Origin of the sequence: Methylophilus rhizosphaerae (genome assembly GCF_900100975.1) — a bacterium.
In the GTDB taxonomy this organism is placed as follows: Bacteria; Pseudomonadota; Gammaproteobacteria; order Burkholderiales; family Methylophilaceae; genus Methylophilus; species Methylophilus rhizosphaerae.
Map to the genome: position 1 here is coordinate 50,942 of NZ_FNFX01000005.1, position 25,887 is coordinate 76,828.

Consider the following 25,887-nt stretch of genomic DNA (forward strand, 5'->3'; position numbering starts at 1 on the left):
CAGCTATATGCCTTACTCTGAACTGGTTCTGGCTGACTTGTCTGCCGCCAGCATCTCGCAGGCAAGTGCGCCGACATCGCGCACGGCCTGCTCTATGGTCAATGTCCACAAGTGGCTGAAGTTCAGGCGAATATAGTGGGTGAGGTCTTTTTTGCGTGAGAAAATCGTGCCTGGCGCGACGGTGATGCCGTTGTCGATGGCAGCCCGGTACAAAGCCAGTGCATCCAGTGCCGGTGGCAGCCTGACCCAGATGACGTAGCCACCCTGCGGCTCGGACAGTTGCGTGCCTGCCGGGAAACTTTGCTCGATCACGTTGCGTATCAGGACATAATTTGAACGCAGGGTGTGCCGCAATTGCTTCAGGTGCTGCTCAAAACTGTCGCGCTGCATGAATTTGGCAATGGCGATTTGCGGGGCCGGCGGCAGTGACAGGCTGCTGAGGAACATCAGCCGTTCGACTTCCTGCCGGTAACGTCCGGCATGGGTCCAGCCCACGCGGTAACCGGGTGCCAGTGATTTGGAAAATGACGAGCAGTGCAGCACCATGCCTGCGCGGTCAAACGCCTTGGCAGGTAATGGCGGCTCATCACTGAAATACAGTTCACTGTAGACATCGTCTTCAATCAGCGGAATCTGCTGTTCTGCCAGCAAGGCCACCAGCGCCTGTTTTTTGACATTCGGCATGACAAAGCCCAGCGGGTTCTGGAAATTGCAGGTGAGGATCACAGCGGCAATGCGCACCTCGGCCATCATAGTTCGCAAAGCTTCCAGGTCGATACCGGATGCGGGGTCTGTCGCCAGCTCCACCACGTGCATGCCCAGGCGTTCCACCGTGTGTGCCAGTGCATAATAGCCGGGCGACTCCAGCGCAATGGTATCGCCAGCCTTGGCCACGGCTTGCAGGCACAGGGTGATCGCTTCGGTCGCGCCATGCGTGATGACGATATCCTCCGGCGACACATCCATGCCGTTGGCCAGGTAACGGCGGGCAATCTGCTGACGCAAGCGTTCGTTGCCGGGCGGCAGGTCGCTCAGAATGCCCCACTCACCCTCATCACCCGTCAGAGCCTTCTGGTACTGGTGGATTTTCTTGAGCGGGAACAATTGTGGATCGGGAAATGGCGACCCCAGCGGCACGGTGCCGAACTCGCGGATGGATTTGAGCGTAGTCAGTACCAGGTTGCCCGCATCTATTTCAGCAAGGTTAATATCCTTGGCGAGCGGGGAAGCCTGCCGCTGCTGCAGGCGCTGGCGTGGGGTGACGTAATAGCCGGACTGCGGGTGGCTGCTGATAATGCCATCCTGCTCCAGCAAGAGATAGGCGCGTAACACCGTGCTGATGCTGAGCTCGTATTTCTGGCTGGCCTGCCGTACCGAGAAAATCCTGTCTCCCGGCCGCAACACGCCTTCATCAATCATTGCACGTATGCGGGCGGCAAACGAGACATAAAGCTTCATGGGTAGCCAGGCAGGGAGGAGTTTTGATGCCGGCCATTATACTTCAGCCATCTGCGGCACGGCTGAAGTTTTGCAGCGGTGGCAGGCCCTTTAAGTAAGCTGTAATGCCAGCGAAACCTCTTCGCCTTGCGGTGTAAGTACAGCCACCAGCCGGTCTTTCTGCACGGAGATTTCCACCAGTGCCTGCTCGCTTAAAGCCGTCATCAGGCGTTGCAGCGTACTCATGCGCAAACCCAGGCGTTTGCAGATCACGGCCAGCGAAATATGCCCACGACCCTGTTCGTGCTCTGCATGCAGCAGTTCCAGGATACCCAGCATCAGCACGGTACTGTTATCCAGCGAGGCATATTCCGGGACAACATCTTCCTGCACGGAAGCTTCATCAGGCACAGATTCATGACGGGATTCAAACAGCATGAGGGACTCCAGGTGCAGTGGTTTTTTCGAGAATCACGGGAATGGATTTCGAAGTGGGTGTGCGCGAACCATCCGCGACGCTTTCCAGCGGCACCAGGTTATTGGTTTCCGGATAATAGCCACTCAGGCAGCCTGGCGGAATGTCATAGGAGACTACCAGGAACTTGTCTGCACGGCGTGTGATGCCATCCTGCCAGACGCTGACCAGATTGACCCAGTCCCCTGCCTCCAGCCCCATGCGGGTGATATCCAGCGGATTCATGAAAACGACGCGACGCTGGCCAAACACGCCACGGTAACGGTCATCCATGCCGTAAATGGTAGTGTTGTACTGGTCATGCGAACGCGTGGTCATCAGGACGAACAACTGGTCGCCATATTGCTCGCGTGCCTGGTGGATAGGAGAGTTGCGGGGAATAGGCTGTAGTGTGAACTCAGCTTTGCCAGAGGGCGTATTCCAGATGCGCTCACTGGAAGGCACCGGCATGCGGAAACCGCCCGGCTGCTTGATACGCTCGTTGTAGTCTTTAAATGCCACTGGCATGGTCTGCTCAATGGCATCGCGAATCTTGCTGTAATCCTTGATAAATGCCAGCCAGGGTGTTTTGCTCTGCTTGAGCGTGGCATGCGCCAGGCGTGCCACGATGGCAGGTTCGGACAGCAGATGCGGCGAAGCCGGCTTGTTCATGCCGTAAGAGATATGCACCATGCTCATGGAGTCTTCCACGGTCACCCCTTGCGGGCCGCTTTCCTGCGTATCGATTTCGGTTCGGCCCAGGCATGGCAGGATCAGCGCCTCTTTGCCATGTACCAGGTGGCTGCGGTTAAGTTTGGTGGTGACATGCGCGGTCAGGTCGCAATTGCGCATACCTTCCCAGGTGCGGTCGGTATCAGGGGTGGCAATCGAAAAATTACCGCCCAGGCCAAAGAATACTTTGCCCTTGCCGTCTATCATGGCCTGGATGGCGCCGACAGCATCGTAGCCCGGCGTTTTGGGCACCTGGATGCCAAATACGCGCTCCAGGCTTTCGAGAAACTCTAATGGCATCTTTTCATAAATGCCCACGGTACGGTTGCCCTGCACATTGCTATGACCGCGCACCGGGCACAAGCCCGCACCTTCCTTGCCAATATTGCCGCGCAGCAGCATCAGGTTCACCATCGTTTTAATCGTGGCAACGCCATGCTTGTGCTGGGTAATGCCCATGCCCCAGGTAGCAATCACACAGTCACCTGTGGCGTAGATACGTGCGACTTCCGCAATCTGTGCCAGCGGCACACCGGACTCTTCCACAATGACATCCCAGTTTTCCTGGCGCGCATCTTCGGCAATCGCCTCGAAATTGTTGGTATGCTGCCGGATAAACTCCTGGTCTACTACACGTTCGCTGCCCTGTTTGATCGCCTCGTCATCCCACTGGATGACGAATTTGATCATGCCCTTGATCAGTGCCAGGTCGCCACCCAACTTGGGTTGCACAAACATATCGCTGATTCTACTGCCCTTGAAAGACAGCATATCGAACGGGCTTTGCGGGTCGGCAAAACGCTCAAGGCCGCGCTCTTTCAACGGGTTAATCGCCACGATACGGGCGCCGCGTTTGGCGGCTTCGCGCAATTCACCCAGCATGCGCGGGTGGTTGGTGGCCGGGTTCTGGCCAAAAATCAGGATGGTGTCGGTATGCTCAAAATCATGCAGGGTCACCGAGCCTTTACCGATACCGACGGTTGGTGGCAACGCCATACTGGTAGATTCATGGCAGAGGTTGGAACAATCGGGGAAATTATTGGTGCCGAACTCACGCACGAACAATTGATACAGGAACGCCGCTTCATTGCTGGCACGGCCAGAGGTATAAAAAATCGCCTCATTCGGGTCAGCCAGTGCATTCAGGTGGGCGGCAACCAGTTCGAATGCCCCGTCCCAGGAAATTTCTTCATATTTATCCGTGGCCGGGTTATAGCGCATCGGATGGGTCAGGCGACCTTCATTTTCCAGCGCAAAATCGTCCCAGCCCATCAGTTCGGTCACCGTGTGATTGGCGAAAAATGCTGGCGGCACACGCTTGGCGGTCGCTTCTGCCGCCACGGCCTTCACACCGTTTTCACAGAACTCGAAGGTGGAGGTATGTTCCTTGTCCGGCCAGGCACAACCAGGGCAATCAAAGCCATCCGGCTGGTTCTGCGCCAGCAGCGTCATCACGCCCTTGACCGGAATCTTCTGTAACGCGAGCTGTGCGGCAACTTGCTTTAATGCCCCCCAACCGGCGGCTGGGTGGTGGTATGGCTTGATGGAGGCTTTGGGTTGCGACATAAACTGTTTGCAAGGGCAAATCTTGCCCGCGTATCAATAGAAAACGACAAGGATGGCCATAGTAAGCAGGTAAGCGCAAGGAAACCAGATACAGAAGCCGGGAATTTTTAGGATACAGTTAGCGCCGGAACAGGCGATGGGAACGGCGCATTTAATCGCGCCATACATTGCAAATACGCCACTGCCGCAAGGGGATTTTGGTCACATATCCTCCCCGCACATTCCATTAAGGTCATTCATCGGGTTGCGCAGTAACCCCCTTTTTATATTAGAGGAGAAAGTGAATATGCTAGATTGGAACAAATACCGTGATGAACTGCTGGGTTGTGTTGGAGACCTGGCCAAACTCACACCGGATACGGTCGGTGGCTATATGATGGCCAGCGCTGCCGGCTCGAAAACAAACCAGCTGGATGCGAAAACACGCCAATTGATTTCTTTGGCCGTCGCAGTCACCACGCGCTGTGATGGCTGCATTACCGTGCACGCAAAAGCGGCCATCAAAGAAGGTGCCACGGAAGCAGAAATTGCAGAGGCGCTCGGCGTTGCCGTCGCCATGAATGCCGGTGCAGCCCTGGTCTATTCCGCCCGGGCACTGGATGCGGTGCAGCAGGTGAAACTTTAAATTCACCGTGGCCTCAATCAGCCATTGAAGATTGAGGCCTGCCACTTCAGGCAAAATCAGGATGCCATGCCAAAAACCCTGGCAGTTATTTCGTATGATTTTAGGCGTGCTTCATGATTGAAAATATTAGAGGTGATCATCAACTCATCTGCCCTCGTTTTGTCGATAAAAGCCAATATTTCACTCAATACCTTTTGCTCACTGCCAATCGCAGAACAGGATAACACCTGGTTAATAATTGCCCGTTCCGCACCGCCTAACTGGTCCCATAAATTGTAGACCGGGGGAGGCAATCTAGAAGGTCTTCCACTTCTTAAATTAATAAATGCCTGCTGCGCAGAAGAGGCTAAATACATGGCCTCTTCATCCGATGCTGCTGCAAACACATTGAATCCAAGCATGACATAGGGTTTATCCAAATGCCTGGAAGGTTTAAATGTGGCCCGGTACATCTCTAATGCCTGCATCATATAGGCAGGTGCAAAATGCGAGGCAAATGCAAAAGGCAAGCCTAAAGCCGCTGCCAGCTGCGCACCGAATAAACTCGACCCCAATATCCATACCGGCACGTCCAGCCCGGCACCAGGATTAGCCTTGACAGGCCCTTTAGGTTCAGCGGAGAAATAATCCAGCAACTCCAGCACATCCTGAGGAAATGCATCGGCATCAGAATCAAGATTGCGACGCAGGGCTCTCGCAGTCACTTGATCAGAACCGGGCGCGCGGCCAAGGCCCAGATCAATCCGTTTGGGATACAAGGACTCCAGAGTGCCGAACTGCTCAGCAATGACCAAAGGCGAATGATTGGGTAACATGATGCCGCCGGCACCGACGCGAATGGTGCTGGTGCCGGCAGCGACATGACTGATCAGGATAGAGGTTGCCGCGCTGGCAATACCCGGCATGCCATGGTGCTCCGCCAACCAGTATCGATGATAGCCCCACTTTTCTGTATGCTGGGCGAGGTCTAGTGTATTTTTAAAGGATTGGGCCGCGTCACTTCCTTCAACAATCGGGGAAAGATCCAGTACAGAGAGTCGAGGTGTAATTTCCATCCCCCCATTATGCTATTACCCTGACCGTAACGCCAAACTGGACGACAACATTTTTTTGCATTTCCCTCTTGAAAATAAGGATTAGTGTCCCAAGTTAGCAATCAAGGTGCACGAGTGCTAAAATGTGCGCCGTTATTATTTTATTTTTTCCCATCAATTTCAGGAATACAAGGAGACTTTCATGAGTATTCGTCCATTGCACGATCGAGTTATCGTTAAACGCGCCGCTGAAGAGCGCACTACCGCTTCTGGCATTGTCATTCCAGACAGCGCTACCGAAAAACCTGATCAAGGCATTGTGCAAGCCGTAGGCAACGGTAAAAAAGACGACAACGGCAAGGCCATCCCTTTAGATGTAAAAGTTGGCGACAAAGTGTTGTTCGGCAAATATGCGGGCCAGGCTGTAAAAGTGAACGGCGAAGAGTTGCTGGTCATGCGTGAAGAAGACATCATGGCGATTGTTGAGTAATCGGCCCTCCACATAATCCCCAAAAATTTGAAATTTAGGAGAATTTAAATGGCAGCAAAAGACGTAAGATTTGGTGATGACGTTCGCCAGAAAATGGTAAATGGCGTTAACGTATTGGCTAACGCTGTGCGTGTGACTTTGGGCCCTAAAGGCCGTAACGTGGTTCTGGAGCGTTCTTTCGGCGCGCCTACCATCACCAAAGACGGTGTGTCTGTGGCCAAGGAAATCGAGTTGAAAGACAAATTCGAAAACATGGGCGCGCAGATGGTGAAAGAAGTGGCTTCTAAAACCAACGATATTGCTGGTGACGGTACCACCACTGCGACTGTGTTGGCACAAGCCATCATCCGCGAAGGTATGAAATCTGTCGCCGCCGGCATGAACCCGATGGACCTGAAGCGCGGGATCGACAAAGCGGTTGAAGCGGCGATTGCCGAATTGAAAGTACAATCCAAGCCATGTACCACCAGCAAGGAAATCGCACAGGTAGGTTCTATCTCTGCCAACTCCGATACTTCTGTTGGCCAGATCATTGCCGATGCGATGGACAAAGTGGGTAAGGAGGGTGTGATTACCGTTGAAGACGGCTCCGGCCTGAGCAACGAGCTGGACGTGGTAGAAGGTATGCAGTTTGACCGCGGTTACCTGTCCCCATACTTCATCAACAGCCCAGAGCGCCAGATCGCGTTGCTGGACAATCCTTTCGTATTGTTGCACGACAAGAAAATCTCCAACATCCGTGACCTGCTGCCAACCCTGGAGCAAGTAGCTAAAGCTGGGCGTCCATTGCTGATCATCGCTGAAGACGTAGATGGCGAAGCGCTGGCAACGCTGGTGGTGAACAACATCCGTGGCATCCTGAAAACCACTGCTGTTAAGGCACCTGGTTTCGGTGACCGCCGTAAAGCCATGCTGGAAGACATCGCTATCCTGACCGGTGGTACCGTGATTTCCGAAGAAGTTGGCCTGAAACTGGAAGGTGTACAGCTGACCGACCTGGGCCAAGCCAAACGCATCGAGGTAGGTAAAGAAAATACCATCATCATCGACGGCGCTGGCAACGAAGAAGCGATCAAAGCGCGTATCAGCCAGATCAAAACCCAAATCGAAGAAGCTTCCAGCGACTATGACCGCGAAAAACTGCAAGAGCGCGTGGCCAAACTGGCGGGTGGTGTGGCTGTGATCAAGGTTGGCGCGGCGACTGAAGTAGAAATGAAAGAGAAGAAAGCACGCGTGGAAGATGCATTGCACGCAACGCGCGCTGCGGTTGAAGAAGGTATCGTGGCTGGTGGCGGTGTTGCACTGATCCGCGCCCGTGACGGCATTGCCAAAGTAAAAGGCGAAAACGCTGACCAGGATGCTGGCATCAAAATCGTTCTGCGTGCCGTTGAAGAGCCACTGCGCCAGATCGTTTCTAACGCTGGTGCTGAGCCATCAGTGGTTGTAAGCAACGTGGCAGCTGGTAAAGGCAACTATGGTTACAACGCTGCTAACGAAACTTACGGCGACATGGTTGAAATGGGTGTATTGGATCCAACCAAAGTCACCCGCTCTGCCCTGACCAATGCAGCTTCTATCGCTGGCTTGATGCTGACGACAGACTGCATGGTGGCTGAACTGCCTAAAGAAGATGCACCAGCAGCGCCGGATATGGGCGGGATGGGTGGCATGGGCGGTATGATGTAGCCTTGGGTTTGATTACATCTTAAGGCTTGCTGAAATGCCTTAATATGCACTCACAAAAACAAAACCCGCTCTGGCGGGTTTTGTTTTATCAATCACTCTCCATCATAATGACGGAAACATTGCAGTACTCCTCCCGCTGAAAAGCGATGCATATTTAAATCACGAAAGAAAACACAATGGCAACTCAATTAGATTCCCTGACCCAGCGCTTAAGCTATATCGTGGGCGAAAACATGGCAAACCAGCTTAAAAATGACGGCCTGGCGCTGGATGCAGACGCAGTCGCACTGGCAGTCAGCGATGTAATGACGGGTAATCCCTCCCGTTTATCCGATGCTGAAAAAAGAAGCACAGTAGAGCAAGTACAACAGGAAAGCCAGGAGAGACAACATGCGGCGCATGCTGAGCAATCGGCCAAAAACCAGGCGGCAGGGGCGGCTTATCTGGCAGACAATGCAAAAAAAGACGGGGTTACCACCACCGCCAGCGGTTTGCAATACAAGCAACTGGTCGCTGGCAATGGCGCCAAACCTACCACTAAAGACCGCGTCAAAGTGCACTATCACGGCACACTGATTGACGGCACGGTATTCGACAGCTCTTATGACCGCGGTGAGCCTATCGTTTTCCCGGTAACCGGCGTGATTGCTGGCTGGGTGGAAGGTTTGCAGTTGATGAACGTAGGCAGCAAGTTTGAACTGACCATTCCATCTAACCTGGCGTATGGTGCCAATGGCAGCGGTCCTGTCATCGGCCCGGATGCCACACTGGTATTTGCAGTTGAATTACTGGATATCGAGTAAGAATATCCTCTGCTCGCGCGAGCATAGCCTCGCGTGAGTGCCTGGTAAATAATGGCACACCATGCTATCAATGATTGAGGGCTAATCTTCACCCAATACACCAAACTCTACTGGCACTTTTATATAGGCAATATTTATATGCTCCGCTTTTAATAGGCTGAAGAGTCGCTCGGTCTCCACCTCACTGGCTGTCATCACAATTTCTTGCGGCTGGTCGCCAAGTTCAAAGAAATGGGCCGCATGAATTTTCTTGTCCCGCCCAAAGCCTTCACTGGCAGCCAAAATTGTGACGCCACCAATGTTTAAATCCCTGGCTGCGCGCATTAACCATTCACTTAACATCTGGCTACCGTGTTTTTTGTCCAGCCGAGTGAAAAATGTGATTTCAAAGCCTTTCATAAATGCTCCTTAGCTTCGTGATAATTGCAGGGAAACGAATCCGGCAAATGTAAATAACAGGGATCCCAGCATATGAACTAACGCCGTCCTAAACGCCCAGAGGATCTGGTTATTTTGTAGCTGGCTGAATACTTCGGCGGAAAAAGTGGAGAAGGTCGTCAATCCTCCACAAAATCCAGTGATAATCAACAGTCGCATTTCCGGAGATAATTGCGGCATTCGGGAAAAGTAGGCCAGGGCAAAACCAATCACGTAAGCACCGATTAAATTTGCAGACAATGTCCCCAGCGGCAATGCAGGAAAAATACTGTTTAATTTAAGCCCAAGTTGCCACCGAAGTAATGATCCCAAAGAAGCGCCAATACTGACTGCAATGACAGATTTCCACATAGTTTTACCAATTGATGAATCGAAATCATAGAACCCAAAGATAGTGAAAAAAAACCTCTCACCAGGAAGTGAGAGGTCCCCTAGCAACAAATACCTTTGGAAATATTTGTGTAGTAAATCTTAAGTGTTAGCTATTTTTTAACACCTTAAGTTATAAAGTGAACACATTCAGTGCGCCGCCGCCAGGAGCAGCGTTGTACTTGGTCAGTTCCTTGTAACCACCAGCAGCACCCAGTGCATCTGTGTCAGTAGTCAAACCCAGGTTCATCGCAACACCAGCCCAACCGCCGATACCGGACAGTACGCCAACGTATTGCTTACCTTTGTGGCCATATGTGAATGCGTTACCGATCACACCGGAACCAACCTGGAATTTCCACAGTTCTTTACCGTTTTGTGCATCAACAGCCTTGAACCAGCGGTCCAGAGTACCGTAGAACACCAGGTCAGAAGCTGTAGTCAGAGCACCGCCCCAGGCAGAGAACTTCTCTTTGTTGTACCAGACTTTTTTGTTGGTCATTGGGTCGTAAGCACCGAAGCCACCCATCACGCCGTCAGGACCAGGGAACATGGTCAATGTTGCACCCACCCATGGTTGACCAGCAACGTATTTGGACTCAACTGGCTCGTATGTCATACATACGTGGTTCAATGGCACATACATCAAGCCTGTTTTTGGAGAGTAGGCTGCTGGCTGTTGATCCTTGACGCCTAAAGCAGACGGGCAGACACCCTTGGCATTGTAGTCCTGGTGAGTGGAGCCGGAGGCTGTTTTATCGGGCACCCCTGTTTTCAGGTCTACACTGTTAGCCCAGTTAACAAATGGATGTGCTTTTTGGGCAGCAATCAAGGTGCCAGTATGCGCATCCCAGGTGTACATAAAGCCATTGCGATCCGTATGGAACGCATAGGTTTTATTTCCCTTGTCGAACAGCATGACCTCGTTAATACCGTCGTAGTCCCACTCATCATGTGGTGTCATTTGCATGCCCCATTTGGCCATGCCTGTATCCAGATCACGTGCAAATACTGTCATGGACCATTTGTTGTCGCCTGGACGTACGTCCGGGTTCCACACAGATGGGTTACCTGTACCGTAGTAAACCAGGTTGGTACGGGCATCATATGGCCACCAGCCCCATACGGAACCACCACCATGTTGCCAGCCGTCTTTAACAGCCTGTGGTTTCAACCAAGTACGTGTACCCAGTTCTTTTTCGCCAGTTTTCAGCTGGTCGTTAGGGATTTTCTTGAAAGAACCACCCTCTTTGTTACCGCCGTTTACGTCCTGGTAAACAGACAGTGCATTGTATTGAGGATTGTCTTTGTTGAAGTCAGCACCAATCAGTACTTCAGCGTCAGGGCCTGTTGACCATGCTTTCCATGCCAAAGAACCGTCATCGATGTTGTATGCAGCGATAAAGCAACGTACGCCGAATTCAGCCCCTGAACAACCGGTCAACACCTTATCCTTACGCACTTGTGGCGCATTGGTGTTAGTTGCACCAACTTTTGGATCAGTGTTTTTAACATCCCAGACTTTAGTTCCTGTTTTTGCATCCAGAGCCACCAGCACACCATCGTTCTGTTGCAGGAAGATCTTGCCATTGCCGTACCCGAGCCCGCGTGAGACGTTGTCACAGCACAAAACAGCCTGTACCGAAGGGTCTTGTTTAGGGAAATAGGACCATACGATTTTCTGGTTGTCGTTCAAGTCCAGCGCGTATACGTTGTTTGGGAATGCGGTATGTACATACATCATATTACCGATGACCAGTGGAGAACCTTCGTGACCACGGTTTACACCAGTTGCGAATGTCCAGGCAGCTTTCAGGTTTTTAACGTTGCCCTTATTCACTTGTGCCAGGGCGCTGTAACCCTGGTTTAAATATCCACCGCGCGGGTCTGCCCAGTTATTTGCATCTTTCATCGCAGCTTCATGATCAGCTGCAGTCCCAGCAAAAGCAGCCATGGGCAAAGTGGCGGATAGCGTCATCGCTAGCCCAAGTGATAACTTAATTTTGTTAATTTGCATTTTGATCTCCACGTGTTAAATACTAAGCGCATATGCGCATCTATCGTCCCCTGAACAGTTAGAACAATTATGCAAGGCGCCTAATTGTTTCTAAAAGTGAGCAAACTGTAACCAAATGTTTCAGCCAACCAAACCTCCAGTTTCCAGTGACTATGCTGGTCCAATCCATCCAGTTTTTTCATGTGTGATGGTCCAGAGGCAATATTGATTGACATCGTTCATCGAGGAATTTATATTTCACTCAACGGAGATGGCATTCCTCCTAAAAGTCTCTACTTTTAAACCGCTTATCATCGCTAATGATGCCTACACTTACCCATATTTGGGCGTGTAGGTATTCGTCAAAATCCCTGGGTAAACATAACAACCACAAGGGAAAGCTATGATGGCCGACAGTGTCAAATCCAACCTTCTCGCTACAAAGCTAGCATCCATATCACCGGAAAATTTTCGTTACCTAATAGCCGAACAGAGCCTGTTTTACTGTTTTCGCGCCCGTCCGACGGCTTCACTATTTCAGCCCCTGGCTAATCACTTGGGTTGATACACGTATGCTCAGGACATGGGACTTCAAGATAAGTCTTGACGGCAATAAGCCGGATACCACTTTGCATCTGCAAATCGTCAACGCCATTATTGGGGCCATTGAATCCGGTAGGCTGAAACCACTGACAGCGATGCCAGGCACCCGGGAGCTAGCGGCCAGCCTTAAAGTCAATCGGAAAACTGTTGTACTCGCCTATGGCGAGCTAATCTCTCAAGGCTGGCTGGTGACACAAAGCCGCAAAGGTACATTTGTAGGTGAAAATAGCCCCTCTGGCAGCAGATATGGGATACATGCCACGCCATCTAAAATCACCAAATTGGAAGTAGATAGATCCAGCGCTTTCCGAGCCAGTCGCAATCATCCTCGATCACTAAACCTGACCGAGAATTTTGCAGATGTCAGGTTAGTCCCCTATGAGCTTCTGGCTCGCTCATACAGAAGAGCGTTAGTCACATGCACGCGGCAAAATAGCATTAATAAAACAGACCCTATGGGAAGCCCGGAACTTCGCAAAGAAATTGCAGAAATGCTGAATATGGAAAAAGGCTTTAGGGTTTCCCACGAACATACATGCCTGGTAAGCAGCTTTCAGGCAGCCCTCTTTGTTGCTGCCAAGATCACGGCCAAACCATTGGCGTCGGTAGCCATCGAATCGTTAACGTGCCCCCATGTGCGTGATACATTCAATGCATGCAATGTATCCATATTCAACATTGGCGTAGATGAAGAGGGTATCAAAGTCGATGAATTAGAGGAAATTTGTCAATCACAGGCAATCAGTGCTGTTTTTGTCACGCCTCAGCATCAATATCCAACCACAGTCACGCTCTCTGCCCACCGGCGAAAGAAATTATTAAAACTCGCCAATACGTATGATTTCATGATCATTGAAGACGATCATTACGGTCAGTATCACTTTTCAAAATTCCCGACTTTCCCCCTGGCCACCAGTGATACCAATCACAAAGTGATTTATATTGGCAGCTTAAATAGCGATTTAGTCTCTGGGCTGAATATTAATTACTTGATTGGCCCTCCCTCATTAATGAAAAAATGTGCGGAAGCATTTTCCCTCATTGAACCAACCATCAACATCACCCAAGAAACCCTGATTACCGAGTTAATGCAATCCGGTGAGATCAAGCGGCACATACGCAAACTCACCAAAATCTACGCGAACAGAAGAGAGGCCTTTCAAAACTTGTTGCAAGAAGAGCTCGACGAATGGCTGACATTCTCATCGCCGGAAAGTGGGCTGGCATTCTGGCTGAAATTCAAAACATATATCCAGATGGACGAATTAATCAATATTGCAGGGAACCACGGCATTACGCTTGAGGCTCATTCATACGCTGGCGGAGAGTCAGGTATCCAGGCAATCAGGGTAGGATTCGCGGCATTAAATGAAATTGAAATCACGATGGCGATAAAGAAATTAAAGAAGATCTTTGAAGAAGCGGTCAATCTCAAAAAGACAGCATAGCGGCCAGATTGCCATTCATTACCCGCCAGCTAGACTCTTGCGCTTGATTATGGCCCAACCGCTTAAATTTATACTGGAATGCCCTGCAAATGTCCTTGCATAGGGCTCCAAAAAACACAACCCGCCAAAGCGGGTTGTGTTTTCATGTTGCACGAGGATGCCGGTGATTGCCTCAAATTTCCTTGATGGCAGCTGGTGGCGGTTTGAACACATAAAAAAGGTTGGGTTCGCTGACGATATAAATATTGCCTTCATGATCAATCGACACGCCTTCCGCTTGTGGCACATTGTGATGCAGGCCATGAAAACCTTTCCATAGTGCCAATGATCCCATGGCCTGCCCGGCCTCATCGAACTGCTTGAGCAGCCTGGATTCATCGCTCAGCAAAAACAAATGACCTGACTGTTCGTGATAAGTCACTGAAGACAAATCACGCAATGCCCAATTCAATGCGAAGTCATACTGCCTTAAATGTTCGACCACCATCTGGTTTTGCTTGTGCCCGGCAGGATGGTAAAGCCCGGCGACAGACATCACATATTTGGGATCGCGCTCTTTTACGACGATCAATCGATGATGGACACTATCCCACGAAACGCCTTCAAAATTCTTGTTGCCGCGCTCATTCATGCCAAACTTCAGCAGGTTCGCATCCGTGACTGAGACTTCACTTGTTCCTGGTTTAAGCTGCAACAACCACAACCGGCTTTCATGTTCATCAGCCACGACATAGTAATCCTGCTCCACATGCGTGATGCCCTCAAGGTCATCCGTGCCATGGACCTTTATCTCACGTACGGGTGTCCCATCACGTTGCAGTTCGACAATCACGCTCGTATGATTGAGCACGGTGAACAAAGTACCCGTTTCATGATTAAACGTCAGCCCGGAAGTGTTTTCATAACTGGCCAGGGGCTTGGCTTCAATCGCCACCTGGTAACGGCCGAGATCCAGGCCGTTATGCTCGGCACCCTGCAACTGGTGCCACAAATGCCATGCCAGCGCTTCAGCCCGCATGACATACAGCGCAATCAACACCAGCCCCACCAGCATCAGCGCCATAGCCACTTTGATACTTTTACGATACCGCATACTCTTCTCTCCCATTAGCTATCTTGCAGACTAGCGGCGCAGGGAAGAGTTCCTTTGAGATAGGGCATGGGCATACAAACATACTCCCGAGTCTGAAGACCGACTTTGGAGGCAGCAAAACAGGCTACGAGAAAGCTATAAACAGGAAGAAAAAAAGATTAAGGCGCACATTTCACAGCAGCAGACAGAAGGAGAGATACGGGCTGGCGGCAAGCGGCAGATCAGGCGGATTCCTGGCGCTGGTCACGACCCAGTAAAGCATTCACGGCATCCTGCGCGGTTTTCTGGCTGGTCAGCAACTGGTTGACTTCAAACGTAATCGGCATTTCAACCCCTATGATTTCGGCACGGCGCATGACTTCCCGCGCGGTATTCACCCCTTCGGCCACATGACCCAAGCCAGCCAGGATACTGTCAAGCGACTTGCCTGATGCGAGTTGCAAACCGACTTCACGGTTACGCGAATACTGGCCGGTACAGGTCAGTATCAGGTCACCCGCCCCCGCCAGTCCCATAAAGGTTTCCGCTTTCGCGCCCAATGCCATGCCAAAGCGGGTAATTTCCGCCAGGCCACGCGTAATCATGGCGGCGCGCGCGTTATTGCCGAAACCCATGCCATCCGAGATGCCGGCAGCAATCGCCATCACGTTCTTGACTGCGCCGCCGACTGACGCGCCCACAATATCCACGCTGTCATAGACGCGCAAACAGCCGCCATGAATCAGTTGTGCGGCTTGCTGTGCCAGTTCGCGGTGATTGGCGGCCAGCGTAATCGCTGTCGGCAATCCACGTACCAGCTCAGCGGCAAAACTGGGGCCGCTCAATACGCCCCAAGGGTATTCGCTCCCCAGCTCTTCCTGCGCCACTTCAAATGGCAGCTTGGCCGTTTTAGGTTCCAGGCCTTTGCTGGCCCAGATTAATGGCTGATGGATGCCAAGTGCTTTCAACTGCTGCAGAATGGGCCGGAAACCGGCAGTCGGCACCACGGATAAAATCAGGTCGGCACCATCAATGGCAGTGGCCAGGTCACCTTCTACCGTGAGTTTTTCAGGGAAGGCAAAATCGCCCAGGTATAACGGGTTGGCGCGCGCTTTGCGCATGCCGGACACGTGCCCGCTGTTACGCGCCCACAACACAACCTCGTGCTGCAAGGCGATATGCATGGCAAGTGCAGTGCCCCAGGCACCTGCCCCTAAAACGGCGACTTTACTCATCTGGAATTATCCGGAAAGATGGCTGGAACATGCCAGGCCATACTTTTTGAATAAATTAGTTAGGCGCACCAGCCGCTTGTGCAGCCTGTTGTTGCTGTTGCAGGTACAGCGCTTCGAAGTTGATCGGGTTCAACAGCACGGGCATAAAGCCGGCACGCGTGACCATATCGGAAACTGCTTCACGCGCATACGGGAACAGGATGTTCGGGCAGGCAACGGCCAGGATAGGCTCCATGTTTTCCTGTGGCACATTGCGGATGGCAAAAATACCGGACTGGTTTACTTCTACCAGGAAAGCCGTTTTGTCTTCGATCTTGGCGGTTACCGTGACTTTGATGGACACATTGAAAATACCGTCCTGGATCTGCTCGGCCGCATTTCCCAGCTCAACACTGATTTGCGGCGTGGTGCGCTCAGTGAAAATGGCAGGCGCATTCGGTACTTCGATAGATGCATCGTGGATATACAGTTTTTCAATACTGAAAATAGGCGCTGTATTTTGTTCTGTTTGGTTTTGTGGTTCCTGAGCCATGACTCGTCCTTAACTTTCAATACGCAAAGCCGCTATTTTAACCGGACATCCCTGCGCTGACTATGTGTTTTTTCTGCTGCCTCAAGCCGCCAGCAAAGGGTCCAGTCCCCCCTGCATATCCAGTGCATGCAAATCGTCAAAACCACCCACATGGTGGTCACCGATATAAATCTGCGGTACGGTACGGCGACCGGTTTTCTCCATCATTTCCATGCGCAGTTCAGGTTGCAGGTCCACGCGGATCTTCTCAATCTCTGTCACGCCCTTGTTGCGTAACAGGCGTTCGGCATTCATGCAATAAGGGCACACTGCCGAGGTATACATGACAACTTTTGCCATAGCGACTTTCCCGTTGTTAATGATGAAGGAGATTTACTTGCCGGTCGGCATCTTGGCATCCAGCCAGGCCTGCATCCCGCCTTTTAACTGGTGCAAGGAAGTAAACTGCTGGTCTTTCAGCATGCGGCAGGCAGTACGCGCACGGCTGCCGCGCTGGCATACCACCAGTACCGGTTTGTCGCGGAATTTTTCCAGCTCCTTGCTGCGCGCGGCCAGTTGGGACAATGGCACGTTACGTGCGCCCTGCAAATGGCCCTGCGCAAATTCGTCCGGTTCACGCACATCCAGCACCAGCACAGACTTGCGGCTCATCAGCATCACCGCTTCCGTGACCGAGATCAGTGCGCTGCCAGCGGCTGAGCGGTTCAACATCGGCCACAACAAGGCCAGGCCGGAACCGACCGCCAGGCCGATCAGTAATATGTTTTGTTTTAAAAACTCCACGTGTGTTTCCATCCTTATACATTGGCAAACGGGCAGTATACCGGCATCCCTTCCAAGATGACGTCCGGCTTTGAGTAGGCGTCACCTGCGGTTGCGATTATAATAGCGGTATTCATCAATCCGACGTTCCGTCGCCCATTTAAAGTTTTGTTAGCCATGTCAATCAAACCTGTCATTTTACTGATTCTGGATGGATTCGGTCACAGCGAGACCACTGAACACAATGCCGTACTGCAAGCCAGTACACCTAATCTGGATAGCCTCAAGTCGCGCTACCCGCACAGCCTGATCAACGCGTCAGAACATTATGTTGGCCTGCCGGATGGCCAGATGGGCAACTCAGAAGTCGGCCACCTGAATATTGGGGCGGGACGCATTATTTTTCAAGACTTTGAACGCATCAACAACAGCATCAGCAGTGGCGAGTTTTTCCGGCTGCCACCCCTGGTTAACGCCATGCAGGCATTGAAGGCCAGCGATAAAGCCCTGCATATTCTCGGCCTGCTATCTGATGGGGGCGTGCATAGTTACCAGCCACATATCCATGCCATCCTCACCATGGCCAAACAGCAAGGCCTGAGCAAAGTCTATGTGCATGCATTCCTGGATGGCCGTGATACGCCACCCAAAAGCGCACAGCCTTACCTGGAAGCGCTGGAAAACCACCTGCAAACACTGGGCGTAGGTAAAGTGGCTTCGATAGGCGGACGTTTCTACGGCATGGACCGGGACAAACGCTGGGAACGCGTTTCAGTGGCTTATGAATTGCTGGTCGATGGCATTGCTGACCATGTGGCCCCGGATAGCCTGACCGCACTGCAACAAGCCTACGCCCGTGGTGAAAGTGATGAGTTTGTGCAATGCACGGCCATCCGTAGTGCCGATGCTGCACCGGTGCGGATGGAAGATGATGATGTGCTGGTGTTCATGAACTTCCGCAGTGACCGTGCGCGCCAGCTCACCGATGCACTACTGAATCCGCAATTCAGCGGCTTTGAGCGCAGTCGTATGCCACGCTTCAAGCATTACCTGACCTTGACCCAGTACGACAAAAATCAGGGCCTGGCCGAACCGGTCTTTGCTCCTTACACCGTACCCAATACCTTCGGCGAATATATTGCCGGGCTCGGCCTCAGGCAATTGCGCATCGCTGAAACCGAAAAATACCCGCACGTCACGTTCTTCTTTAATGGTGGCGAAGAAACTGTCTTTGAAGGCGAAGACCGTATCCTGGTGCCTTCCCCAAAAGTGGCGACGTATGATTTACAGCCGGAAATGAGCGCGCCTGAAGTCACTGACAAACTGGTGGCAGCCATTGAATCCGGCCAGTATCAGGCCATTATCTGTAACTACGCCAACGGCGATATGGTTGGCCATTCCGGCAACCTCCAGGCCGCCATCAAAGCTGTAGAAACGCTGGATACCTGCATAGGCAGGGTAGTGGCTGCCGCACAAAAGACCGGTGCCGAAATTATTATTACCGCTGACCACGGCAATGCTGAAAGCATGTTTGATCACGGCAGTGCACAGGTACATACCCAGCACACGACCAACCTGGTGCCATTTATTTACATTGGTCGCGCGGGAAAAATCACGGCAGGTGGCGCCTTGTCTGACATTGCGCCTACCCTGTTATCATTGATGGGCTTGCCCAAACCGGTGGAAATGACCGGTCACAGCCTGGTCACGCTAGATGCAGTCAACTAAGCAGATGATGTGGGTGCATGTCTGAGATCCTGTTGTTCCGCTCCAGGCCATACCGATGGTGCTCCGTTTTCCTGAGCTGCGCACTGGTCACGCTTGCGGTAGTCTTACCTTCACCGGTCACGGCTGCGGCCAATAGCACCACTGAAGCAGCCAAGAGCGACCTGGCGCAGGTCAAGGAGAAAATCCAGCAACTGGCCAATGCGCTCAAGGCGTCACAACTGGCCAAGCAGGATGCGAATGAAGCACTGAAAGCCTCGGAAACCGCCATCAGCGCCTCACGCAAGAAGCTGCGCGAAATCCAGGCAGCCCAACAGGATAACCGCGGCAAACTGCAAGACTTGCAGAAACAGATGTCCTTGTTGCAGAGGCAGGTCAACCAGCAGCAACAGTCCCTGAGCCAGCAACTGAACCAGCAGTATCGCCATGGCAACCACAGCCCGTTGCAAATGCTGTTACAACAGCAAGACCCGGCCAGCACATCGCGAAACCTGAAATACCTGGGTTACCTGACTGCCGCCCATCAGCAACAAATCCAGTCCCTGCAGGACAACCGCGATGCGATTGAGCGCGTGCGTACCGCCACCACCGAACAACTGCATGAAACCGATCGCCTGGCGAATCAGTACAGCGACACCACCCACCAACTGGAAAATGAGAAATCCAAGCGGACTGAAGCGCTGACCCAGCTTTCCAGGCAGATTGAAACACAGGAGCAGCAACTGGCGCGGCTGAAAAAAGATGAAGAAGCCTTGTCCAAACTGTTCCAGCGCCTGGTGGCGGAAGCAAAAAAACGCGAACAGGAGGCAATAGCCAAAGCCAAGCGTGAAAAAGCAGCCGCAGCCAAGAAGGCAGCAGAGCTTGCCCGCAAGAAAAAATCCGCAGGCCGCACGTTCGAGCATGCGCCACAAACCAAAGTGGAGGAGGATGACACCAGCTCACAGGGCAGCACCGTAGTCGCTAAAAATGAAACGCTGCCTGAATATAATGCCAACAAGGAAAACTTTGCCCAGTTACGCGGCCGCTTGCGGCTACCCGTGCGCGGTGAAGTGATTAACCGTTTCGGCAGTGCTCGGGCTGAAACAGGCGTCAGCTGGAAAGGCTTGTTTATCCGTGCGTCTGAAGGGAGCGAAGTCAAGTCCGTCGCCGGTGGCCAGGTAGTATTTGCCGACTGGATGCGGGGATTCGGCAACTTGATCGTGATTGACCACGGCAATGGTTACATGAGTTTGTATGGCAACAACGAGGCGCTGTATAAATCTTCAGGCCAGGCGGTCAAGGCCGGCGATACGATTGCCGCGGTAGGCAACAGTGGCGGCAATGCGGAAAACGGGGTGTATTATGAACTGCGACGCAACAGCATTCCGTTTGATCCGCTGCAATGGAGTACGGTGAAATAGCACAGAGATTCTGTGTTATATGATAAAAAAAGCGCAGCTAGCTGCGCTTTTTTCTTACTGTACCGCGACTACTCGGCTTTAGGCTCTTCGCCAGGGACGGTTGGTTTAGGCGTATCAGCCAGCGACTCTGCCAACTGTTTCTCGATCTCCTCTTTGGAAACCGTGATGCCTGGTACACGCTCGTCATCCGCCGGATCATAGCCTCCACCACCGGATTTTGCCGGTTCTGCTACCGGAGCAGCCGGTGTTTCAGCCTCTGCGGCAGGCGCAGCAGTTTCCGGTGCAGCTGCCTCTTGCTTATCGCAAGCGGCCAATCCTAATGCTAACAAGATGGCGATCAAACAAGTTTTTGACTTCATATGCTTCTCCTCTTAGTGACATTGTTATAGCAAAATGCTGATTGAAAAACTTAAGCTTACTCACCCATGACATGCATTAATACACGCCTGCGGGCAGGCAAATGACGGTGTTCAAACAGAAATATGCCCTGCCATTGCCCCAATGCAACCCGTCCCTGTAATACCGGGATGGACAAGCTGGTTTGCGTCAATGCCGTACGCACATGTGCCGGCATATCATCCGGGCCTTCTACCGTGTGGATGAACAGCTCATCACCATCAGGCACCAGGCGGTTAAAGAACGCTTCCATATCCACCAGCACATCGCGGTCATAGTTTTCATTAATCAGCAGACTGGCAGAAGTATGCTGGATATACAGCGTGAGCAAACCGCTCTGGATTCCGGATTGCTGCACCCATTGCAATACTTGCGGCGTGATATCGTACAATCGCCGCCCCTGTGCATTGATGGAAAGTGTTTCGTGAAGTTGTTTCATACCGGGTTTTCACAGCTGAAGCCCTACTATATTAACCTGTAGATGCTCCCCAGGCTACCAATAGCGCCAACCACCCCCCCAGTAAGGACGATAGCCCCACGGGCCGCCATAGAAACCGGGGCCGTAAAACCACGGATCCATACTGCGCATACGTGCAATATCCCGCTCGCGCTTGAGCCTGAGCTCGGCTTCTGCGCGGGCTTTTTCACGCTTGTTGATTTCATCGGCAATCGCATTCTGTTCCGCCAGTGCATTTGCCTGCTGCATATAGTCCAGTACTCCTTTGGCAATCCCTTTCTGGTACCAGGCCAGCATATCGGACGGCGTCAGGGAATAACGGGAGTCTGACTGTTTGATCGCCTCAATAATCTCGGCATCGGATTTTCCCTGTTTGCTCATGACCACAATTTCATCCAGGCTTAATTTGGCCTGTGCAGGCGGAACCAATGCTGCCAGTTGCTCAGGGGAAATCCTGTCAATCTGTACCGGTTGGGCCGGTTGCGAAGCACAACCGGCCAGGCTGGCCGCGATGAGCAATGAAAAAAGTATGCTGTGATTCATCATGGTTCCATTCTAACACCACTTAAAGTAAGGGGTCACACACCGTGTGACCCCTGGTTACAATGATGGTTCGTTTCAGGGATTACTCATCAGGCTTTATTAAACAGCATTTTGCCTGCGTCAAAATCCACGCGTATCGTATCCTTGGCCGCAAAATGCCCGGCCAGGATTTCCTTCGCCAGCGGATTCTCAATCTCACTCTGGATGGCTCGCTTGAGCGGCCGTGCACCATAGACCGGATCAAAGCCTGCATTGGCAATTTCTGCCAGGGCGGCATCACTCACGTCCAGATGCATTTCCATTGCAGCTATCCGTTTAGCCAGCAATTGCAGCTGGATATTCGCAATGGATTTGACATGGGCCTCGCCCAGCGCATGGAACACAATCACTTCGTCGATCCGGTTGATAAATTCCGGGCGGAAATGTGTTTTCACTTCACCCATCACCGCCAGTTTCACCACCTGGTAATCCTGGCCGGACATGCTTTGTATCATCTGGCTGCCCAGGTTGGAGGTCATGATAATCACCGTATTCTTGAAGTCTACAGTGCGCCCCTGCCCATCGGTTAAACGGCCATCATCCAGCACCTGCAGCAACACATTGAACACGTCCGGATGCGCTTTTTCCACCTCATCCAGCAACACGACTGAATAGGGTTTGCGGCGCACAGCCTCGGTCAATGTACCCCCCTCTTCATAGCCGACATACCCCGGCGGCGCACCAATCAGGCGGGAGACGGAATGCTTCTCCATAAACTCGCTCATGTCGATGCGTATCATATGTTCTTCACTGTCGAACAGGAAGCTGGCCAACGCCTTGCAGAGCTCGGTCTTACCCACACCGGTAGGCCCCAGGAACAGGAAGCTGCCATAAGGCCGGTTAGGGTCACTCAAGCCACTACGCGAACGGCGGATCGCATCAGAGACCAGGCGCACCGCCTCATCCTGCCCGACCACGCGCTCGTGCAATTTGTTTTCCATGCCCAGTAGTTTCTCGCGTTCACCCGTCATCATTTTGCTGACAGGGATCCCGGTCGCACGGCTGACCACTTCGGCGATCTCATCGGCGCCCACTTCGGTACGCAGCATTTTATGTTTCACTGCCCCGCTCGCTTCCGTGCTGGACACCTGCCTGAGTTGCGCTTCCAGTTGCGGCAGTTTGCCGTACTGCAACTCGGAGACCTGCTGCCAGTCACCTTTGCGCTTGGCCGCTTCCATATCCAGTTTGACCTTTTCAATCGCTTCTTTCACGCCGGCAGAACCATGCACCGCGGCCTTCTCAGCCTTCCAGATTTCTTCCAGGTCGGCATATTCTTTTTCCAGCCTGGCGATCTCTTCTTCAATCAGGGTGAAGCGTTTCTGGCTGGCTTCGTCTTTTTCACGACGCACGGCTTCGCGCTCAATCTTGAGTTGAATCAGGCGTCTATCCAGCTTATCCATGACTTCTGGCTTGGAGTCAATTTCCATCTTGATGCGGGAAGCTGCCTCATCAATCAGGTCAATCGCCTTGTCCGGCAAAAAGCGGTCGGTGATATACCGGTTGGACAATTCTGCTGCCGCCACAATGGCCGGGTCAGTAATCTCGACCCCGTGGTGCAGTTCATACTTTTCCTGCAAACCACGCAGGATCGCAATCGTTGCCTCTACGCTGGGTTCATCAACCAGTACTTTCTGGAAACGCCGTTCCAGCGCCGCATCTTTCTCGATATATTTGCGGTATTCATCCAGCGTGGTCGCACCGACACAGTGTAATTCACCCCGGGCCAAAGCCGGTTTCAGCATATTGCCGGCATCCATGGCACCTTCAGACTTACCAGCCCCGACCATGGTGTGGATCTCATCAATAAAGACGATGGTCTGGCCTTCGTCCTGCGCCAGCTCTTTTAAAACTGCTTTCAGGCGCTCTTCGAATTCACCACGGTATTTGGCACCCGCCAGCAAGGCTGCCATATCCAGGCTCAGCACTTTTTTGTTTCTGAGGGAATCTGGTACCTCGCCGTTGACGATACGCTGCGCCAGCCCTTCCACAATCGCGGTCTTACCCACGCCAGGTTCACCGATCAGCACCGGGTTGTTCTTGGTACGGCGTTGCAACACCTGGATAGCGCGGCGGATTTCATCGTCCCGGCCGATGACCGGATCCAGCTTGCCGGCGCGGGCGCGCTCGGTCAAGTCCAGGGTATATTTTTTCAGGGCTTCGCGCTGGCCTTCCGCTTCCTGGCTATTGACGGCGTCATTGCCACGCACGGCTTTAATCGCCTGCTCCAGCACGGTTTTGTTCAAGCCATGCTGTTTCAGCAATTTGCCGGTTTCACCTTTATCGTCCGCTAATGCCAGCAAAAACATTTCGCTAGCGATATAGCTGTCGCCATTCTTTTGCGCGAACTTGTCGGTGATGTTCAACAGATTGTTCAGGTCACGCGAAACCGCCACATCGCCACTGTTTTCAGCGACTTTAGGCAGCGCATCTACGGCTTGTTGCAAGCTCGTTTTTAGCGCATTTACCTGCACCCCAGCCCGTGAAAGCAACGCAGCCACGCTGCTGTCTTCCTGGTTTAACATCGCCAGCAGCAAATGCGGTGCTTCTATCGTAGGATGATCGGCACCCACGGCCATGCTTTGCGCATCGGCGAATGCCTGTTGAAATTTGGTAGTGAGTTTATCAAAACGCATATCAAACCCTTCATTATTTAAGTCATGCCACATGCTGCGGCGATATACCCCTATAATGCGGCGGGTTTTTACGTTTTCAATAGACCCAGATCAAATTTGCGCCACTTTCCAGCATCATGGCACGCCATTCGAAATGGCTATAATGGTGCGGGGATCACCAGCAACCCCTTGTCAGCGCTGCTCACCGCCAGCACGACTTGCCCGCGCAGATTCAGCCATTGCGGGTAATCCAGCCTGGCCGCCGTGTGGGCCAAGGTCACGGGCAAACTCCAGGTCTTGCCACCGTCCAGCGAAGTCATCGCCACAATATCCATGCCTTCAGTGTTGTGTTCACGCCAGGCCAGCCACACTTTTTCGCCTATGCTCAGCAAGGCAGGATGGCCTGCATTCTTTTTCGGGTCCCCGATTTTTCTGGGTGGTGACGTCACCCAGGCCTCTCCATCCATGCGTGCCACACGCAGGCCAGGCTTATCACCGGCACCGTCAAAATACGCCAGGTGATAGCCGAATCCCTCACCCACTGCCAGGGCAGCGCCATGGTGTGGACAACCATCAATTTTCCAGTGCCCGTAGCTGGCACGCACGATGGCTGGCGCGGCTGACTGGCCGATTTCCGCCATGGCGTGATCCCGCTCGTTGCCCGCGAATACATGCCGCCACAACACGGCAACCGTCCCATCCGGTTTACTGGTCATGGCGATGCGGCAACACTCACAGCTGCTGTCAGCCAGTTTCTGTTCCGGTGCAAAACTTTTCCCCTGGTCGGTGGAAACCGCATAATAAATCGCAGCGCCTTCATACGTTTTTCCAGCCGCCTTGGCCGCAAGCAGGTCACGCTTGTCTATCCATGCAACCGTAATCTTGCCATCAGCAGCCACCTGCAAGGCGTCAAAGCGGTGGGTAATTTCCGCCCGGTCCTGATGTACGATATAAGGCGTTTCAAAACTCTTGCCGTCATCGACAGAACGTGCAAACCAGATATAACCGGCATAGGGTTTCTTGAGGGATTCTGTCCAGCTGAGATAGATATAACCGTTAGCAGCAACCGCAATTTTCGGCCTCGCTTCGGCATCTGCCGCCACTTTCATGGGTGTGGCATTTACCGCGACCTCCTTGCCAAAATGCTGGCCGGCATCTGCACTGGATGACACCCAGACCTGGCCTTTCCTGGCACGTGCCAGCCAGACCCGGCCTTGCGTATCGCTGGTGACACTGACCGCCAGTTCGGAAGCCACATATTCCGTATGTGCTTCATGCGCGCTTACTGGCGCCAAGCAGCTTAAACACAGCACCATCCACCCACCAAGCCACCATTTCACTTGCCAATTTCCTTACTTAAATATATTTAAAAAAATAATTATTTACAAACCACAAAACTGCTAAAGTTCCACTGCATCAGCGCCGTTAACCCT

General features: G+C 52.4%; 24 protein-coding genes and 1 riboswitch. Of the genes, 7 read left to right on the plus strand and 17 right to left on the minus strand.

From position 1 onward, the window contains the following. Window positions 1-12: 12 nt before the first annotated feature. The 3 genes from BLP53_RS12075 to BLP53_RS12085 form a co-directional block, all read right to left on the minus strand. Window positions 13-1,458 (minus strand): aminotransferase-like domain-containing protein, encoded by a 1,446-nt coding sequence (locus BLP53_RS12075; RefSeq protein ID WP_091472438.1) that lies wholly within the window; start codon window positions 1,456-1,458, stop codon window positions 13-15. A gap of 90 nt (window positions 1,459-1,548) precedes the next feature. Further along, the gene (locus BLP53_RS12080) at window positions 1,549-1,875 is read right to left on the minus strand and encodes a helix-turn-helix domain-containing protein (RefSeq protein WP_091472439.1); all 327 of its coding nucleotides are present in this window, start codon (window positions 1,873-1,875) and stop codon (window positions 1,549-1,551) included. Then, window positions 1,865-4,189, minus strand: coding sequence for an FdhF/YdeP family oxidoreductase (locus BLP53_RS12085; protein WP_091472440.1), 2,325 nt, complete (start codon window positions 4,187-4,189; stop codon window positions 1,865-1,867). Before BLP53_RS12085 ends, BLP53_RS12080 begins: the two co-directional genes overlap by 11 nt. Window positions 4,190-4,475: 286 nt before the next feature. On the opposite strand from BLP53_RS12085, the gene BLP53_RS12090 reads away from it, so the two are divergent. After that, window positions 4,476-4,814, plus strand: a complete 339-nt coding sequence (locus tag BLP53_RS12090; RefSeq protein WP_091472969.1) for a carboxymuconolactone decarboxylase family protein — start codon at window positions 4,476-4,478, stop codon at window positions 4,812-4,814. A gap of 56 nt (window positions 4,815-4,870) precedes the next feature. Here BLP53_RS12090 and BLP53_RS12095 read toward each other — a convergent pair whose 3' ends face one another. Continuing rightward, a complete protein-coding gene (locus BLP53_RS12095; protein ID WP_091472441.1) occupies window positions 4,871-5,869 on the minus strand; it encodes an LLM class flavin-dependent oxidoreductase in 999 nt (332 codons plus the stop codon). Window positions 5,870-6,050: 181 nt separating this feature from the next. Here BLP53_RS12095 and BLP53_RS12100 point away from each other — a divergent pair, with 181 nt between their 5' ends. The 3 genes from BLP53_RS12100 (at window position 6,051) to bamJ (ending at window position 8,827) form a co-directional block, all read left to right on the plus strand. Continuing rightward, the gene (locus BLP53_RS12100; protein WP_091472442.1) at window positions 6,051-6,338 is read left to right on the plus strand and encodes a co-chaperone GroES; all 288 of its coding nucleotides are present in this window, start codon (window positions 6,051-6,053) and stop codon (window positions 6,336-6,338) included. Window positions 6,339-6,386: 48 nt separating this feature from the next. Continuing rightward, entirely contained in the window at window positions 6,387-8,024 is a 1,638-nt protein-coding gene (gene groL, locus BLP53_RS12105) for a chaperonin GroEL (RefSeq protein WP_091472443.1), read from the plus strand. A 176-nt stretch (window positions 8,025-8,200) separates the two neighbouring features. Then, on the plus strand, window positions 8,201-8,827 hold the full coding sequence (bamJ, locus tag BLP53_RS12110; RefSeq protein WP_091472444.1) for a BamJ family beta-barrel-assembly machinery protein: 627 nt from the start codon (window positions 8,201-8,203) through the stop codon (window positions 8,825-8,827). An 81-nt stretch (window positions 8,828-8,908) separates the two neighbouring features. On the opposite strand, the gene BLP53_RS12115 is transcribed toward bamJ, so the two are convergent. The 3 genes from BLP53_RS12115 to BLP53_RS12125 all read right to left on the minus strand — a co-directional run bounded on the left by BLP53_RS12115 (window position 8,909) and on the right by BLP53_RS12125 (window position 11,651). Next, a complete protein-coding gene (locus BLP53_RS12115) occupies window positions 8,909-9,226 on the minus strand; it encodes a DUF190 domain-containing protein (RefSeq protein ID WP_091472445.1) in 318 nt (105 codons plus the stop codon). Window positions 9,227-9,235: 9 nt separating this feature from the next. After that, window positions 9,236-9,616 (minus strand): fluoride efflux transporter CrcB, encoded by a 381-nt coding sequence (gene crcB / locus BLP53_RS12120; RefSeq protein ID WP_091472446.1) that lies wholly within the window; start codon window positions 9,614-9,616, stop codon window positions 9,236-9,238. Window positions 9,617-9,767: 151 nt separating this feature from the next. Next, the gene (locus BLP53_RS12125) at window positions 9,768-11,651 is read right to left on the minus strand and encodes a PQQ-dependent dehydrogenase, methanol/ethanol family (RefSeq protein WP_091472447.1); all 1,884 of its coding nucleotides are present in this window, start codon (window positions 11,649-11,651) and stop codon (window positions 9,768-9,770) included. Window positions 11,652-11,888: 237 nt separating this feature from the next. Continuing rightward, window positions 11,889-11,967, plus strand: a riboswitch (Fluoride riboswitch). A gap of 235 nt (window positions 11,968-12,202) precedes the next feature. Between BLP53_RS12125 and BLP53_RS12130 the strand changes: the two genes are divergently transcribed. Next, on the plus strand, window positions 12,203-13,681 hold the full coding sequence (locus BLP53_RS12130) for an aminotransferase-like domain-containing protein (RefSeq protein WP_091472448.1): 1,479 nt from the start codon (window positions 12,203-12,205) through the stop codon (window positions 13,679-13,681). A 172-nt stretch (window positions 13,682-13,853) separates the two neighbouring features. Here BLP53_RS12130 and BLP53_RS12135 read toward each other — a convergent pair whose 3' ends face one another. The 5 genes from BLP53_RS12135 to BLP53_RS12155 all read right to left on the minus strand — a co-directional run bounded on the left by BLP53_RS12135 (window position 13,854) and on the right by BLP53_RS12155 (window position 17,315). Beyond that, window positions 13,854-14,774 carry an SdiA-regulated domain-containing protein gene (locus tag BLP53_RS12135; protein ID WP_245652837.1) on the minus strand — a complete coding sequence of 307 codons (921 nt, stop codon included), beginning with the start codon at window positions 14,772-14,774 and terminating at the stop codon, window positions 13,854-13,856. Window positions 14,775-14,995: 221 nt separating this feature from the next. Then, window positions 14,996-15,988 (minus strand): NAD(P)H-dependent glycerol-3-phosphate dehydrogenase, encoded by a 993-nt coding sequence (locus BLP53_RS12140; RefSeq protein WP_091472449.1) that lies wholly within the window; start codon window positions 15,986-15,988, stop codon window positions 14,996-14,998. 55 nt (window positions 15,989-16,043) lie between these two features. Beyond that, window positions 16,044-16,520, minus strand: a complete 477-nt coding sequence (secB, locus tag BLP53_RS12145) for a protein-export chaperone SecB (RefSeq protein ID WP_091472450.1) — start codon at window positions 16,518-16,520, stop codon at window positions 16,044-16,046. Window positions 16,521-16,601: 81 nt separating this feature from the next. Then, complete coding sequence (gene grxC / locus BLP53_RS12150) at window positions 16,602-16,859, minus strand: glutaredoxin 3 (protein WP_091472451.1); 258 nt, start codon at window positions 16,857-16,859, stop codon at window positions 16,602-16,604. A 33-nt stretch (window positions 16,860-16,892) separates the two neighbouring features. After that, window positions 16,893-17,315 carry a rhodanese-like domain-containing protein gene (locus BLP53_RS12155; RefSeq protein WP_425412907.1) on the minus strand — a complete coding sequence of 141 codons (423 nt, stop codon included), beginning with the start codon at window positions 17,313-17,315 and terminating at the stop codon, window positions 16,893-16,895. A 144-nt stretch (window positions 17,316-17,459) separates the two neighbouring features. Here BLP53_RS12155 and gpmI point away from each other — a divergent pair, with 144 nt between their 5' ends. Together gpmI and BLP53_RS12165 are read left to right on the plus strand one after the other, a co-directional pair. After that, window positions 17,460-19,010: a 2,3-bisphosphoglycerate-independent phosphoglycerate mutase gene (gpmI, locus tag BLP53_RS12160; protein ID WP_091472452.1), complete on the plus strand. Its 1,551-nt coding sequence runs from the start codon at window positions 17,460-17,462 to the stop codon at window positions 19,008-19,010. A 17-nt stretch (window positions 19,011-19,027) separates the two neighbouring features. Continuing rightward, on the plus strand, window positions 19,028-20,407 hold the full coding sequence (locus tag BLP53_RS12165) for a murein hydrolase activator EnvC family protein (protein WP_091472453.1): 1,380 nt from the start codon (window positions 19,028-19,030) through the stop codon (window positions 20,405-20,407). A 68-nt stretch (window positions 20,408-20,475) separates the two neighbouring features. Here BLP53_RS12165 and BLP53_RS12170 read toward each other — a convergent pair whose 3' ends face one another. The 5 genes from BLP53_RS12170 to BLP53_RS12190 all read right to left on the minus strand — a co-directional run bounded on the left by BLP53_RS12170 (window position 20,476) and on the right by BLP53_RS12190 (window position 25,770). Then, window positions 20,476-20,766 (minus strand): hypothetical protein, encoded by a 291-nt coding sequence (locus BLP53_RS12170; RefSeq protein WP_091472454.1) that lies wholly within the window; start codon window positions 20,764-20,766, stop codon window positions 20,476-20,478. 56 nt (window positions 20,767-20,822) lie between these two features. After that, entirely contained in the window at window positions 20,823-21,242 is a 420-nt protein-coding gene (locus BLP53_RS12175) for a secondary thiamine-phosphate synthase enzyme YjbQ (RefSeq protein WP_091472455.1), read from the minus strand. Between the two features lie 54 nt (window positions 21,243-21,296). Beyond that, window positions 21,297-21,806, minus strand: coding sequence for a hypothetical protein (locus BLP53_RS12180; protein ID WP_091472456.1), 510 nt, complete (start codon window positions 21,804-21,806; stop codon window positions 21,297-21,299). An 86-nt stretch (window positions 21,807-21,892) separates the two neighbouring features. Next, window positions 21,893-24,475 (minus strand): ATP-dependent chaperone ClpB, encoded by a 2,583-nt coding sequence (gene clpB / locus BLP53_RS12185; RefSeq protein ID WP_091472457.1) that lies wholly within the window; start codon window positions 24,473-24,475, stop codon window positions 21,893-21,895. A 137-nt stretch (window positions 24,476-24,612) separates the two neighbouring features. Beyond that, window positions 24,613-25,770 carry a sialidase family protein gene (locus BLP53_RS12190; RefSeq protein ID WP_091472458.1) on the minus strand — a complete coding sequence of 386 codons (1,158 nt, stop codon included), beginning with the start codon at window positions 25,768-25,770 and terminating at the stop codon, window positions 24,613-24,615. Between the last annotated feature and the right edge of the window lie 117 nt (window positions 25,771-25,887).

Bases quoted from the DNA above. Each gene is read 5' to 3' on its own strand.
- BLP53_RS12075 (WP_091472438.1), bottom strand. From the start codon at position 1,458: ATGAAGCTTTATGTCTCGTTTGCCGCCCGCATACGTGCAATGATTGAT.
- BLP53_RS12080 (WP_091472439.1), bottom strand. From the start codon at position 1,875: ATGCTGTTTGAATCCCGTCATGAATCTGTGCCTGATGAAGCTTCCGTG.
- BLP53_RS12085 (WP_091472440.1), bottom strand. From the start codon at position 4,189: ATGTCGCAACCCAAAGCCTCCATCAAGCCATACCACCACCCAGCCGCC.
- BLP53_RS12090 (WP_091472969.1), top strand. From the start codon at position 4,476: ATGCTAGATTGGAACAAATACCGTGATGAACTGCTGGGTTGTGTTGGA.
- BLP53_RS12095 (WP_091472441.1), bottom strand. From the start codon at position 5,869: ATGGAAATTACACCTCGACTCTCTGTACTGGATCTTTCCCCGATTGTT.
- BLP53_RS12100 (WP_091472442.1), top strand. From the start codon at position 6,051: ATGAGTATTCGTCCATTGCACGATCGAGTTATCGTTAAACGCGCCGCT.
- groL (WP_091472443.1), top strand. From the start codon at position 6,387: ATGGCAGCAAAAGACGTAAGATTTGGTGATGACGTTCGCCAGAAAATG.
- bamJ (WP_091472444.1), top strand. From the start codon at position 8,201: ATGGCAACTCAATTAGATTCCCTGACCCAGCGCTTAAGCTATATCGTG.
- BLP53_RS12115 (WP_091472445.1), bottom strand. From the start codon at position 9,226: ATGAAAGGCTTTGAAATCACATTTTTCACTCGGCTGGACAAAAAACAC.
- crcB (WP_091472446.1), bottom strand. From the start codon at position 9,616: ATGTGGAAATCTGTCATTGCAGTCAGTATTGGCGCTTCTTTGGGATCA.
- BLP53_RS12125 (WP_091472447.1), bottom strand. From the start codon at position 11,651: ATGCAAATTAACAAAATTAAGTTATCACTTGGGCTAGCGATGACGCTA.
- BLP53_RS12130 (WP_091472448.1), top strand. From the start codon at position 12,203: ATGCTCAGGACATGGGACTTCAAGATAAGTCTTGACGGCAATAAGCCG.
- BLP53_RS12135 (WP_245652837.1), bottom strand. From the start codon at position 14,774: ATGCGGTATCGTAAAAGTATCAAAGTGGCTATGGCGCTGATGCTGGTG.
- BLP53_RS12140 (WP_091472449.1), bottom strand. From the start codon at position 15,988: ATGAGTAAAGTCGCCGTTTTAGGGGCAGGTGCCTGGGGCACTGCACTT.
- secB (WP_091472450.1), bottom strand. From the start codon at position 16,520: ATGGCTCAGGAACCACAAAACCAAACAGAACAAAATACAGCGCCTATT.
- grxC (WP_091472451.1), bottom strand. From the start codon at position 16,859: ATGGCAAAAGTTGTCATGTATACCTCGGCAGTGTGCCCTTATTGCATG.
- BLP53_RS12155 (WP_425412907.1), bottom strand. From the start codon at position 17,315: ATGGAAACACACGTGGAGTTTTTAAAACAAAACATATTACTGATCGGC.
- gpmI (WP_091472452.1), top strand. From the start codon at position 17,460: ATGTCAATCAAACCTGTCATTTTACTGATTCTGGATGGATTCGGTCAC.
- BLP53_RS12165 (WP_091472453.1), top strand. From the start codon at position 19,028: ATGTCTGAGATCCTGTTGTTCCGCTCCAGGCCATACCGATGGTGCTCC.
- BLP53_RS12170 (WP_091472454.1), bottom strand. From the start codon at position 20,766: ATGAAGTCAAAAACTTGTTTGATCGCCATCTTGTTAGCATTAGGATTG.
- BLP53_RS12175 (WP_091472455.1), bottom strand. From the start codon at position 21,242: ATGAAACAACTTCACGAAACACTTTCCATCAATGCACAGGGGCGGCGA.
- BLP53_RS12180 (WP_091472456.1), bottom strand. From the start codon at position 21,806: ATGATGAATCACAGCATACTTTTTTCATTGCTCATCGCGGCCAGCCTG.
- clpB (WP_091472457.1), bottom strand. From the start codon at position 24,475: ATGCGTTTTGATAAACTCACTACCAAATTTCAACAGGCATTCGCCGAT.
- BLP53_RS12190 (WP_091472458.1), bottom strand. From the start codon at position 25,770: ATGGTGCTGTGTTTAAGCTGCTTGGCGCCAGTAAGCGCGCATGAAGCA.